The sequence below is a fragment of the Coprococcus ammoniilyticus genome, assembly GCF_025567345.1.
GTDB classification, from domain to species: Bacteria; Bacillota; Clostridia; order Lachnospirales; family Lachnospiraceae; genus Coprococcus; species Coprococcus ammoniilyticus.
The window spans coordinates 1-13,337 of the sequence record NZ_JAOQJS010000003.1; the positions used below are offsets into that span (position 1 = coordinate 1).

A 13,337-nucleotide genomic window follows, 5' to 3' on the forward strand; every position below is an offset into this window, starting at 1 on the left:
ATCTTCTCTCGTTCGACTTGCATGTGTTAAGCACGCCGCCAGCGTTCATCCTGAGCCAGGATCAAACTCTCATTAAAAATTTGTCCCGGGTTCAGATATGACTCTGGTCATTATCTATACCCTTTACTGTTCTTGGTTTGTATCAGACTTGCGTCTGTTACGTTCTTTTTGAAATTCTTTATTTGGAATTTCAGGGTTGTCATGTTGTTAATTTTCCAAGGTTCTTTGTTGTCGAACTCATCAGCGACAACTTCTATATGTTATCACATTCAGTGTTCTTTGTCAACAACTTTTTTAATTTCTTTTTTGATGTTCTGCATGCTTTCCAGATGAGAATCATCATGAAATATGTAAGTTGTGATCTTTGTTCGTTCGGTGTTTCGTACCGCGAACAGTTGATATAATACTAAATCAGACGTCAGATGTCAACACTTTTTTTGACAAAAATTGTATTAAAATAAATACAATCTTATATGTACTCTAACGCCTGACTGATATTCGATACTCCTACTACTTTTATGCCCTCTATACTCTTAAGATGCTCTGCATTTGTCTTTGGCATAATACATGTCTGGAATCCCATTTTTACCGCTTCTCTTACACGCTGCTCTGCTGCGGATACGCCACGGACTTCTCCTGAAAGTCCTACTTCACCGAATACGACCATACTCTCATCCAATGGACGATTACGAAAACTGGAAACAAGTGCAAATACAATTCCAAGATCTGCTGCCGGATCATCAAGCCGCATACCACCGGCTATATTGACATATGCATCACTTCCTGATAACACCATTCCCGCTCTCTTTTCAAGTACCGCAAGAAGAAGGTTCACACGATTATAGTCCAAACCAACTGTTGTACGTCTCGGCAGATTAAAGCTGGTCTGGCAGACCAGTGCCTGGATCTCCAGCAGGATCGGTCTGGTTCCTTCTAAAGAACATACTACAACCGAACCGGATGTCTGAAGCGGTCTGCCTGCCAGCATAACCTTTGATGGATTATTCACCTCTGACAAGCCGGTTTCAAGCATTTCAAATACACCAATCTCATTTGTTGAGCCAAATCGGTTCTTTACCGCACGAAGAATACGGAAACCTGCATTACGATCGCCTTCAAAGTACAACACCGTATCTACCATATGTTCCAGATTTCTCGGACCTGCTACCGTTCCTTCCTTCGTAACATGTCCAACGATAAAGATCGCTATATCCATCTGTTTTGCCATCTGCATCAAACGTGCTGTTACCTCTTTTACCTGAGATACGCTTCCCGGCGCCGAAGCAATATCTTCTACTACTATTGTCTGGATCGAGTCGATAACAATAACCTTCGGTTTGTCCTTCTTGACATATTCTTCTACATCTTCCAGATTATTTACACACAAAAGCAGCATATCCTTCTGAAATGTACCAATTCGTTCCGCGCGCATCTTGATCTGCGACAAAGATTCCTCACCTGAAACATAAAGGATCTTATGACCATCTGCTGATAGATTTCTGCACATCTGAAGCAGGATCGTTGACTTACCGATACCGGGATCTCCCCCTACCAAAACAAGAGAACCGTTTACGATTCCTCCTCCAAGTACTCTGTTCAATTCTTCCAGTCCTGTGGAAAATCTTGTCTCATCAGCCGTTTTTACTTCTAAAATACTTGTAGGCACCACAGCAGTCCGTCCTCCGGACTGTTTTCTGGCGCCTACCGTTACTTTTTCTTCACAGAACGTATTCCAGGATCTGCAACCCGGACACTGTCCCATCCATTTTGCTGACTCAAATCCACATTCCCGGCAAAAAAAGATCTGTTTTTCTTTTGCCATATAAACTCCTAGTCAAATGCTTTTCTGACGTCTACTTTTACTTCTCTGCCCGGTTCAAGATCTACACTGATGCTTAACTTACCACCGAGATTTGTTTTATTCTTTCCTACATATATATCATCAATATGAATCTTGTAATCTGTTTCCGGTTCCAGCTCCAGTGTAATAGATGAGGTCTCTGTTCCTTCTACTATAAACGATACATCTTCTTCTGATGAACGGAAGCCATGTACCGCTGTACCCGGTACTGATTCATATACAAACATACCATTCTTCTCAAGTTTGGTGATCTCATTGAAAGTCTTGATCTTATAGATATCACCTTTATATTCAATACCATCTTTCTTTGTCTTTGTTGCTAATTCATAATTTCCGAAATCCAGTGAATCGGACTCTATGTTAATTAAATCGTTGATTACTGACATTTTTATCCTCCTGTACATTATACTCATGCCTTACCCGGCACTTTTATAATCTGATTATACAATAATGCTCCGGCTTTTGCCACACCAAATATAATCAGTTCACAATTATTTTATAGAATTGGAAGCAACTACTTTTCAGGTTCATTTTTTACTACAAACTTCACCTTATCGTTGCGCACAGTCACCTGAACGGTATCTCCCCGTTTGATCTCACCTTTTAAGACTGCTTCTGCAAGCTCATCTTCTATATTCGTCTGAATCGCACGTTTCAACGGTCTTGCTCCGTATTTCTTATCGTAGCCTTTCTCAAAGATCAGTTTCTTAACTGCATCTCCAAACTTCAACTGAATCTCCATCTGTGATGCAACACGTTGCTTTAATTCTTTTAATAGAAGATTCGAAATATTTCTTACATCATCCTCTGTCAGTGCACGGAATACGATAATGTCGTCAATACGGTTCAAGAACTCCGGCTTGAAGTTCTGTTTTACCTCATCCATAACATTCTTCTTCATATCTTCGTGCTCTGTATCTGCATTTGACGCGGTAACAAATCCAAGCTTCTTCGGATCAATGATCCTCTGTGCACCGGTATTTGATGTCATGATTATGATCGTGTTCTTAAAGTCTACTTTTCTGCCCTGAGAATCTGTGATATGTCCATCATCCAATACCTGTAATAATATATTAAACACGTCACTGTGTGCCTTTTCTATCTCATCAAACAGAATAACAGAATATGGATTGGAACGGACTTTCTCGCTCAACTGTCCTCCTTCCTCAAAACCAACATAGCCCGGGGGTGAGCCGATCAGCTTCGACACACTGTGTTTCTCCATGTACTCTGACATATCGACACGGATCAGCGCTTCCTCGCTGCCAAATACTGCTTCTGCAAGAGCTTTCGACAATTCAGTCTTACCTACACCGGTAGGCCCAAGGAATAAAAACGAACCAACCGGACGTTTTGGATCTTTTAAGCCTACACGGCTTCTCTTGATAGCCCTTGCCACCGCATCAACCGCTTCATTCTGACCGACAACTCTCTTATGCAGCTCCTCTTCCAGACGTTCCAGACGTTTGGATTCCTGTTCGGTCAGTTTATTTACCGGAATCTTCGTCCATACAGATACAACATCCGCAATATCCTCTGCATCTACTACAACATTTTTCACATTTTTATTCTGCTTCGTTTTATCAAGCTTTGCTTCCAGTTTCCTCTGTTTCTTTAACAGTTCTGCCGCTTCATCAATATCTCCAGCCTCTAAAAGGTTCTCAATATCATCGGAAAGCACCTGTATCTCAAGTTCCAACGGCAGAGTCTTCTTTGCTTTCTTTCCGAATCCCAGACGTTTTCTGGAACAGGCTTCATCCATCAGATCAATGGCTTTATCCGGCAGGAAACGATCACTGATATATCGAACCGATAATGATACCGCTGCTTCCAGTGCCTGATCACTGATCTCTACATGATGATGTTCCTCGTATGCAGAGCGAAGTCCCTTTAAGATCTCTACTGTTTCTTCATTGGTCGGCTCTTCCACATAGACCGGCTGAAATCTTCGCTCCAACGCTGCATCCTTTTCTATATATTTTCTGTATTCTGCACGCGTCGTCGCTCCGATCATCTGGATCTCTCCGCGCGATAAGGATGGTTTTAAGATATTAGATGCATCGATTGCTCCCTCTGCTCCACCGGCTCCGATGATCGTATGAAGCTCATCCACAAACAGAATGACGTTTCCGGCATTTTTTACCTCTGCGATCACCTTCTTGATCCGTTCCTCAAATTCTCCACGGTACTTGGAACCCGCTACCATACTGGATAAATCTAGCGACAACAGTCGCTTATCCCGTACTGTATCCGGCACATCTCCTGCAGCGATCAGGTAAGCAATCCCCTCTGCTACCGCAGTCTTACCTACACCCGGTTCTCCAACCATACATGGGTTGTTCTTCATACGTCTGCTTAAAATCTGAAGCACACGCTCTATCTCTTTCTCTCTGCCTATAACCGGATCTAGATTTCCCATACGGGCATCCATCGTCATATCTCTGGAGAACTGATCCAACGTCGGTGTTGCCGATGCCTTGGATTTATTCTTTCCCTTTTTCAGACTTACAAATTCTTTCTTTGCCGTACTGCCATCCACTCCACATGCAGACATGATATCTACATATATTTTCTGTATATTTGCCTTTAATGACAGTATGATTTTTACCGCCGTACAATCCAGATGCTTCAAAATGGCAATCAGAAGATGCTCACTTCCTACCTCTGTACTTTCCAGACGTTTTGCTTCATTTCCCGCAAGCTCCAGGATCGACTCTGCGGATTTTGTATATTTGCTTTTCTCTGCGCCAAAGGTTCCTCCGGCTAATGGTATCTGGCTTAAGATATTAATGATCGACTGTATCGTTACTCCATTTTCCTGTAAAACAACAAACGGTGCCGTATCACTGACAAAGGTAAGTGCCATCAACAGATGTTCACTTCCTATATAGTTCTGCCCCAGCTTCTTGGATATCCGTTTGGCTTCTTTTAATATTTCCTGTAATTTTTCACTGTTCGGAAGTTTCAAATTATGTCACCTCTTTTTTCATAGTATATGACATTTTCTGCCTACTATCTTCTGTTATGATACAAAAGTCCCCGGCTCCCATATATTAGTATGTTCCCCAGAGACTTTTTTCTTTCGTATATCTTTCAATAATAATTAACACTCATCAATCGCTTTACCGATATCATGACGCATATATTTATTCTCAAATGTGATCCACTCGGTTGCCTTGTATGCATTTGCACGGGCTTCATGAAGATCCTTTCCTGTAGCTGTTACTCCAAGTACACGACCGCCATTTGTTACAACTTTGCCGTCTTCAAACTTAGTTCCGGCATGGAATACATAGTATCCGTCCTTGTCTTTGAATGTCTCTAGACCTGAGATCGGATATCCTTTCTTATAGGAAACCGGATAACCGTCAGATGCAAGTACTACACATACAGCAGCGTTGTCTTCAAATTCAAGTTCTACCTGATCCAGAGTTCCGTCAATACACGCCTCAAATACATCAATGATATCATTCTTCATTCTAGGAAGAACAACCTGCGCCTCCGGATCTCCAAATCTTGCATTATATTCCAGTACCTTTACGCCCTGTGGCGTGATCATAAGTCCGCAGAATAATACACCCTTGAATTCTCTTTTCTCTGCCTTCATGGCTGCCATTGTAGGCTTGTATATATTCTCCATGCAATAATCTGCGATCTCATCTGTATAAAATGGGCTTGGTGAAAATGTTCCCATTCCACCGGTATTCAATCCTTGATCACCGTCCTGTGCACGCTTATGATCCTGTGCGGAAGTCATAGGTTTGATCGTTGTACCATCACAGAATGCAAGAACAGACACCTCACGTCCTGTCATGAATTCCTCGATAACCATAGTATTTCCCGCATTTCCAAAATGCTTATCCAGCATGATCTCTTTTACACCGGCTTTTGCTTCTTCCAGATCCTTACAGATCAGAACACCTTTACCAAGTGCCAGTCCATCTGCTTTTAATACGATCGGGAAGCTTGCCGTTTCAAGATATGCAAGTGCTGATTCTGCATCTGTAAAATTCTCATATGCGGCTGTAGGTATATTGTATTTTTTCATAAGATCCTTGGAAAATGCCTTTGAGCCTTCGATGATCGCTGCATTTGCTCGAGGGCCGAATGCGCGGATGCCCGCTGCTTCAAATGCATCAACTGCACCGGCAACCAACGGGTCATCCGGAGCTACAACTGCAAGATCAACTGCTTCCTTCTTTGCGAAATCAACCAGTTTATCAAATTCCATAACACCGATATCCACACATTCTGCCAATTCTGCAATACCTGCATTTCCCGGTGCACAATAGATTTTTGTTACTTTACTGCTCTTTGCAATACTTGTAATAATAGCATGCTCTCTTCCGCCGCCACCTACAACTAAAATCTTCATTTGTTTTCCTCCTGTCAGTCTTCCACAACTGTTATACCGTCTTCGATCCGAACCTTTCCATGTGCAATCTTATCAATAGCAGCAGGTAGAATATTCCACTCTGCCTGCTCCATGACTCTCTGCTGAAGCACCTTCGGAGTATCTCCGTTTTGTACCGCAACCGCTTTCTGCATAATGATCGGACCGGTATCGGTTCCTTTATCTACAAAATGCACCGTAGCACCTACTACTTTTACACCTCTTTTTAACGCTGCCTCATGAACCTTGAGTCCATAATAGCCTGTGCCGCAAAAAGCAGGGATCAGAGAAGGATGGATATTGATAATCCGATTCTCAAATGCATCGATCACGCTCTCCGGAATAACTACAAGGTATCCCGCAAGTACGATCAGATCCGGATTCACTTCCTGTAAAGTCTTCAACAGGTTCTCATTAAATACTTCTCTTGTTTCAAAATCCTTTGGTGATACTACGATATCTTTTATACCTGCCTGTTTTGCACGTTCCAGTGCATAGGCATTTTTATTATTACTGATAACTGCTGCGATCTCGGTGTCTGTGATCTTTCCTGCTGCGATCGCATCAATGATCGCCTGCAAGTTCGTACCGCCACCGGAAACCAGAACTGCTATTCTTAGCATAAATCTACTCCCTTTTCACCGGCTACTACTGTACCGAGAACAAATGCCTTATCTCCGGCACTCTCTATAGCTGCTATTGTCTTATCTGCATCTGCAGGATCTATTGCAAGGCACATACCAACGCCCATGTTATATGTGTTGTACATCATATGCTCATCTATATCACCCTTCTTTGCAAGGAGCTTGAATATAGCAGGCACTTCATATGAGTCCTTCTTCACCTGTGCACGAGCTCCGTCAGGAAGCATTCTTGGAATGTTCTCATAGAAACCACCGCCTGTAATATGGCTGCAACCCTTAATCATTACACCGGCATCCTTTACTGCCTTTAATGCTTTTACATAAATTCTTGTCGGAGCAAGAAGTGCTTCGCCAAGTGTTGTTCCGAGTTCATCATAATATGTATCCAGAGATTCCTTTGTCATATCAAATACTTTACGAACCAATGAGAAACCATTGCTGTGTACACCGCTGGAAGCGATACCGATCAATGTATCTCCGGCTTTGATATTCTCTCCTGTGATAAGTTCATCCTTCTCTACGACACCAACAGCAAATCCTGCAAGGTCATACTCATTCTCCGGCATAAGTCCCGGATGCTCTGCTGTCTCGCCGCCAACTAAAGCTGCGCCGGACTGGTTACAGCCTTCTGCAACACCACTTACAATCGTAGCGATCTTTTCCGGATAATTCTTACCACATGCTATATAATCCAGGAAGAAAAGAGGTTCTCCACCAGAACATGCAATATCATTCACACACATAGCCACAGCATCGATTCCGATCGTATCGTGCTTATCCATGATATATGCAAGCTGTACTTTTGTACCGCATCCATCTGTTCCAGACAGTAATACAGGCTCTTTCATCTCTTTGATCTTTGCAAGACTGAACGCACCAGCAAAACCTCCGATACCACCTAATACCTCTGGTCTCATGGTTGTCTTGATGTGCTTCTTCATAAGTTCTACTGACTTATATCCTGCCTCAATATCAACGCCGGCATTCTTGTAATCCATTGTAAAATCCTCCTGTTTTATCCATTATAAAGTGCATTTTCATGCCAATTGATTCTTATAAATTATACGGGATTAATTTCTGTTTGTAAAGAAGCCATTCTCACAAATATACCAGCCCAAAACAGGTCTCTGTTCGGCACAATTTTGTTCGTCAGCAAAGCGTGTTTCTTTTTTTTGAAAAATACTATATAAATATCAAATATAATTTGATAATGATTCCCATTTATGGTAATATAATGTTATATGCAGAGTAACTGTTTTTTTCGTTAACAAGAGGTAGTTGTATGACAAATAATAGATTAAACATCGGATTATTCATATGTCATCTCGACAATGAATATGCAAATGAAATATGTAAAGGAGCTGAATACGCAGCGAAAGAGCTAGACGTGAATCTTATCGTCTTTCCGGGCATGTTTTTAAATGCTTCATTTAACGATCCTGAAAACGAAATTTATGATTATCAGTACAACTCTGTTTTTTATTATGCTAAAAAAGAAAATCTGGATGCCCTGATCGTGTCCGTTGGCACGATCGCATCTTTTATATCACAAAAAAGTATTGAAGCATTTTTGGATACTTTTAAAGATATTCCGATTCTTACTCTGGAATCTAAGGTTTCAGGTTATCCTTGTTTACAGACCGACAGTACTGCCGGTCTTCGAGATGCCATTGAACATCTGATTATTCATCACAACCGAAAGCATATCTGTTTTGTTGCCGGAAGAAAGACAAATGAAGATGCTCTGGAACGTTTGAATGTATACCGAACTACAATGAAAGCTCACAACATACCGGTCACCGAAGATATGATCGTATACGGTGATTATTCTGAATACAGTCGTGAGATTGTCGGCAAACTGCTTGATGATAATCCGGATGCTGATGCAATTATTTTCTCTAACGATCAGATGGCTATCGGCGGCTATCAGGAATTGAAAAGCCGTAACATCCGAATCGGAGCTGATATCAGTGTAATCGGTTTTGACAACTCTCACGGTTCCGTAACTATGGTTCCACCCCTTACAACCGTAAACGCGAACACCCCTGCATTGGGCTATCGTGCCGTTGGCAAGATCATTCAGGATATTAAGGCAGGCGAATTCTGTTCTTCTGTCTTGGATTCCCACTTTGTAAAACGATTATCATGTGGGTGCAGTCTGCATGAAAATACCGAACATATGCCGATTGACAATTCCTCTACTGTAACAGATATTCTGGAATACTGTGATGATTCTATTTTAGGCAACATTAAAAACAGCTTTTTTGGTACGATTGTTCTTGATCAGATCAACAGCATCTGGAAGGATATAATAGAAATTGCTGTTTTACCAAAGGCAAAACCATATCCAAAGAATCTGATTGTAGACAAACTGATGTCATTATTGTCATCTCCTGTCACAAGTTTCTTTTCAGTAACCAATATTGCATTTTCATTCCGTTGTTTTTCCGGTGTCATCATAGCATTAATCAACGATCCGGATAAACGGTCTGAATACTATCGGCTAAATTCTCATATTACAAGTGCTATCGCACAGTTTTTGTCAACTTCTTTGTACCAACAGGAACATGACAGCAAAACGGGATCATGGTCTTCAATCTATATTACAAGAGATACTCTTACATATGGAACCGATACAGCAAAAACCTTTTCATCTATGCTTGCTAAATTAAAAGACCTTGGATTTGCAGCATCTTATTTATATGCGTATGATGAACCCGTCGCCATTCAACCGGACGGAAGCTGGAAAACGCCGGATACTTTGTATCTTCAAGCTTTTTACAATCCAAAACATACAGCTGTTTTATCAGGTGAAACACGTCGTATTGCATCTACCGATATCTTTGACAATGAATATACCGGGTTTGAAGATAGATTTACCGCTGTTATTGTTCCTATTTTTACAAATGAACAACATCATGGTCTGTTTGTATGTAATACAGATGTAGATCACTTTGGACACATTTATACAACTTCTCTTCATCTTGGGGCTTCTTTTAAATATTTATCACTTTTAAAAGAACAGATCCAGACAAAAGAACAATTAGTAATGTCCTTAAATGAGATCCATGAAAAAAATGAGCTGTTAAATCACCTGTCTACCTCCGATGAACTGACCGGCGTCAATAACAGACGTGGATTAATGGAAAAAGTAGAATACCTGATCAATAAACCTGCCAATCATGGACGTAAGGCAATGCTACTGTTTGCAGACATGGATAGCTTAAAGATCGTAAACGATAAATTCGGACACAACGATGGAGATTTTGCTTTAAAGAATATTGCAAATATCCTGATGACAAGTTTCCGGGCGAGTGACATTGTCGGTCGAATCGGCGGTGATGAGTTTGTATGTTTTGCTTTCATTGATGATCTTGATTTTCCTAAGACTGTACAGGCAAGGATTCAGGAATTGTCCAATGAATTAAATGAAACCTGTGGCAAACCATATTATATCGAAATGAGTGTCGGTGTATCGGAATTTTCCTGCGATCCGAATATCAAGATTGAGGATCTGTTAAGCCAGGCAGACAGCGCACTGTATTCAAATAAACGATATAAGCGAATGTCTGTTTTAAAATAATAAAATACGATACGAATACTAACTTCTTTATAAAAGCACAGATAAACGCTGTGAAATAAAATAAACCATATAAATGATAGTTTCTCTCCCATGTTCAGGATGATGAATCCACTCTCATTTATATGGTTTATTTTTTATTTTGCCTCTTTAAACGGCTCATTTAACATCTCTGTTCCCGGAAGAACAAATCTGCCATTTTCGATAATGGCAACTTTGGTTCCATCTGCATGAACCGAATAAATGCCTCCGATCTCATCATATGGTATCGTAATATCGGTATGGCAGTTGAAATACGCCTTGCTGATATCCGTCTTTCGAAGGATCGAGCACTCATTATCCTTTGCAACGATTTCCTTGCCGTCCGGATTATGAAGGATATTTTCTTCGCTCCAGCTATAGCAGGTATCACCGACTGCAAAATGCGGTCCCATCTTCTCTACGATCAGTATCGGCAATTTATATACCATGTTATATTTATTTGCAAGTACATATGCGGTCGTATTCGTTCCGATCGCAAACTCTCCGATCGGCAGTGTATCCCGTCCGCCCAAAAGATTATCCTTTACAAATTTTACATTATCTTCTTCTCTGTCAAAGTTCTTACAGGTGTAAGTTTTGATCTTTCCATCTTCAAAGGTCAGCTTGAGATCAACATATTTCAGATCATTCAGATAGACCTCACTCACATTTAAAACTCCATGCGTTCCGGTAAGCTTCGGCGATGTAAAAACCTCGCCAAGAGGAATATTCACATCCGCCAGACAGTTCTCAAAATTTGTCTCTGTCTCCGGGCGCTCTAACACATGCATCGATACCTTCATATCAGTCTGATTACCATTCTGTCCAATCACATGTACCCATTCTGCCTGATCCAGCTCATCGATGATCATCTGGTGAACCGGACGGTATACATCACTTTCCAGATTGTTGATCCGGATGATCTGTTCAAATATTTCTTCATAATCATCTCCGATCTCCGGCATTGGATATGCGATGATCGTAAAGCTGTACTCATCCCCCGGTATATATTCATTCACGATCTGTGACAGTTCATTGGTATATTCCACACCAAGCTCCTGCTGCTTCTTGCTAAGCGTAAGCTGTCCCGGCTTGCTTACCGGTTCAAACGGTGTCTCACCAAAGATCTCGATACACGCCGGTCCTGCATATACAGACGCCTCATATCTGTATTTCTCATAAGCGCCACGCATTATCTCTAACTTTCGTTCCATCAGCTTACGATCAAGGAATAACGCCTGATCCATCTGATGATCGTAATCCATCTGCTTATTTACCGGAGTACCTACATAACCAATCCGGTTCATTCTGATCCGATTGATCCGGTTGGTATCATAACGGAAGCATAACGGTTCCAGCCCCATATCACGGAACTGGAGGATTGCAGCTTTTACGATGCGCTCCATACCAATCGAATACCGGATATTTACATGCTTCTTTTTTGACATATCAATTCCGGCCGCTACAAAGCCCTGTCGAAACCCTTCTGTATAAGTCCGGGCAATCGACGCCACTTTTTCTGATGACATCCTGCGAAGAAACGCTTCCGTTTCCAATTCATTCTTTCCGATGTATTCGCCATATTCATATAAATAGCTGTTATCTCCGTCTTCACATTCCATGACAATATCTGTCGCAAAGGAAAGAATCGGATCCATCTTCTCACGCACACGATAATCCATGAAGAACTCCGCATAATCATGTTCAAAATAATAAATGGCATCTTTTACTGCTTTAACAGATGGAAAATCCTCAAAGATCCCATATACCTCCACAAACAATTCAAACCATACAGTAAGGTCTACAACTCTTCCTTCAAATGCTGCCGCGATCAGTCCATGGAATTCATAACAAAGAAATGTCAGATAGTCAGCAAATAAATATTCCCGCTTGTCTATGTCTTCAATCTCGTCCTCTGCTATTTTCTCACCAAACATCTGTCTGGTGTATTCATAGTTGCAATAACTCGTTTCGTAATTTTCAGGCATAACATCCTGATAAAGTGCTGCATTTATCTGCTGTAATTCTCCCGCTGTACAGCTCTCCGAAATGGACATCCCACTTTTTACCTTTTCGATCACTTTATCTAACTGCAGTAAAAATTCTCCAGTTCTTACAAAATAATCCCGATACCGCATGTCCACTGTTTCTTCTTTTGTGATCGAACGGATCCGCTCAACCATCAGTTCGTAACGATCTTCGATATCTTCATATTCTGCTGTTATATCCTTATAATATGTCATTTATTGTCTCCCTTTATGTTTCCAAGTTGAATGTTCTTCCGGAACACCTCATCAATCACCTGATATAACGTCTCTGATCCCTCTGGTGTCCGCTTGTTTCTACCATACACCTGGTTCTCGAAAACGCCATGCTCTTTCCAGCTTTTTCCTCCAACGGCATCACTTAACATAACCGGCGCCAGATTATCCATTACATGTGCAAATTTGGCTTCCGGCGTCTGATACTCCTCAAATTCATCCCAGAGTCCACGAAGCTTCTTCGCCTGATCTTCCGGCAGGATATTAAATATCCGGTCAGCAGCCTTTAATTCCCGTTCTCTTTTTGTTGCATTTGCATTTTTATCATATGCATATGTATCACCTGCATCTATCTCGATCAGATCATGAACCAGCAGCATGGAAACCACTCTTAATACGTCAACCGGTTCATTTGAATATTCCGCCAGTAAGATTGCCATAAGTGCAATATGCCAGGAATGTTCTGCATCATCTTCTTTTCTGATTCCATCTGTCAGATACGTCTGTCTGACTACAAATTTGCTCTTGTCAACCTCCAGTATAAAATCCAGTTGTTTCTTCAGTCTCTCATCCACAC

General features: G+C 41.3%; 9 protein-coding genes and 1 rRNA gene. 1 reads left to right on the forward strand and 9 read right to left on the reverse strand.

Going from position 1 to position 13,337, the window contains the following annotated elements:
- The 7 genes from OCV60_RS04710 to purM form a co-directional block, all read right to left on the reverse strand.
- A 16S ribosomal RNA gene (locus OCV60_RS04710) occupies nucleotides 1-77 on the reverse strand; the annotation flags it as partial.
- 392 nt (nucleotides 78-469) lie between these two features.
- Entirely contained in the window at nucleotides 470-1,822 is a 1,353-nt protein-coding gene (gene radA, locus OCV60_RS04715) for a DNA repair protein RadA (RefSeq protein ID WP_021944052.1), read from the reverse strand.
- An 8-nt stretch (nucleotides 1,823-1,830) separates the two neighbouring features.
- A complete protein-coding gene (locus tag OCV60_RS04720) occupies nucleotides 1,831-2,247 on the reverse strand; it encodes a hypothetical protein (protein ID WP_021944051.1) in 417 nt (138 codons plus the stop codon).
- 128 nt (nucleotides 2,248-2,375) lie between these two features.
- Nucleotides 2,376-4,829, reverse strand: a complete 2,454-nt coding sequence (locus OCV60_RS04725; protein ID WP_262529556.1) for an ATP-dependent Clp protease ATP-binding subunit — start codon at nucleotides 4,827-4,829, stop codon at nucleotides 2,376-2,378.
- A 135-nt stretch (nucleotides 4,830-4,964) separates the two neighbouring features.
- Nucleotides 4,965-6,236 carry a phosphoribosylamine--glycine ligase gene (gene purD, locus OCV60_RS04730; protein WP_117823582.1) on the reverse strand — a complete coding sequence of 424 codons (1,272 nt, stop codon included), beginning with the start codon at nucleotides 6,234-6,236 and terminating at the stop codon, nucleotides 4,965-4,967.
- A gap of 14 nt (nucleotides 6,237-6,250) precedes the next feature.
- Nucleotides 6,251-6,877: a phosphoribosylglycinamide formyltransferase gene (gene purN / locus OCV60_RS04735; RefSeq protein WP_118675599.1), complete on the reverse strand. Its 627-nt coding sequence runs from the start codon at nucleotides 6,875-6,877 to the stop codon at nucleotides 6,251-6,253.
- Nucleotides 6,871-7,896: a phosphoribosylformylglycinamidine cyclo-ligase gene (gene purM / locus OCV60_RS04740; RefSeq protein WP_262529559.1), complete on the reverse strand. Its 1,026-nt coding sequence runs from the start codon at nucleotides 7,894-7,896 to the stop codon at nucleotides 6,871-6,873. The genes purN and purM overlap by 7 nt, the downstream gene beginning before the upstream one ends.
- A gap of 284 nt (nucleotides 7,897-8,180) precedes the next feature.
- On the opposite strand from purM, the gene OCV60_RS04745 reads away from it, so the two are divergent.
- Nucleotides 8,181-10,481 (forward strand): GGDEF domain-containing protein, encoded by a 2,301-nt coding sequence (locus tag OCV60_RS04745; RefSeq protein WP_262529561.1) that lies wholly within the window; start codon nucleotides 8,181-8,183, stop codon nucleotides 10,479-10,481.
- Between the two features lie 134 nt (nucleotides 10,482-10,615).
- Here OCV60_RS04745 and OCV60_RS04750 read toward each other — a convergent pair whose 3' ends face one another.
- Together OCV60_RS04750 and OCV60_RS04755 are read right to left on the reverse strand one after the other, a co-directional pair.
- Entirely contained in the window at nucleotides 10,616-12,742 is a 2,127-nt protein-coding gene (locus OCV60_RS04750) for an aminopeptidase (RefSeq protein WP_117823578.1), read from the reverse strand.
- Nucleotides 12,739-13,335, reverse strand: a complete 597-nt coding sequence (locus OCV60_RS04755; protein WP_021944044.1) for an HD domain-containing protein — start codon at nucleotides 13,333-13,335, stop codon at nucleotides 12,739-12,741. Before OCV60_RS04755 ends, OCV60_RS04750 begins: the two co-directional genes overlap by 4 nt.
- Nucleotides 13,336-13,337: the final 2 nt, after the last annotated feature.

Excerpts from the sequence above, each read along its gene's own strand:
- radA (WP_021944052.1), bottom strand. The coding sequence starts at position 1,822 with ATGGCAAAAGAAAAACAGATCTTTTTTTGCCGGGAATGTGGATTTGAG.
- OCV60_RS04720 (WP_021944051.1), bottom strand. The coding sequence starts at position 2,247 with ATGTCAGTAATCAACGATTTAATTAACATAGAGTCCGATTCACTGGAT.
- purD (WP_117823582.1), bottom strand. The coding sequence starts at position 6,236 with ATGAAGATTTTAGTTGTAGGTGGCGGCGGAAGAGAGCATGCTATTATT.
- purN (WP_118675599.1), bottom strand. The coding sequence starts at position 6,877 with ATGCTAAGAATAGCAGTTCTGGTTTCCGGTGGCGGTACGAACTTGCAG.
- purM (WP_262529559.1), bottom strand. The coding sequence starts at position 7,896 with ATGGATTACAAGAATGCCGGCGTTGATATTGAGGCAGGATATAAGTCA.
- OCV60_RS04745 (WP_262529561.1), top strand. The coding sequence starts at position 8,181 with ATGACAAATAATAGATTAAACATCGGATTATTCATATGTCATCTCGAC.
- OCV60_RS04750 (WP_117823578.1), bottom strand. The coding sequence starts at position 12,742 with ATGACATATTATAAGGATATAACAGCAGAATATGAAGATATCGAAGAT.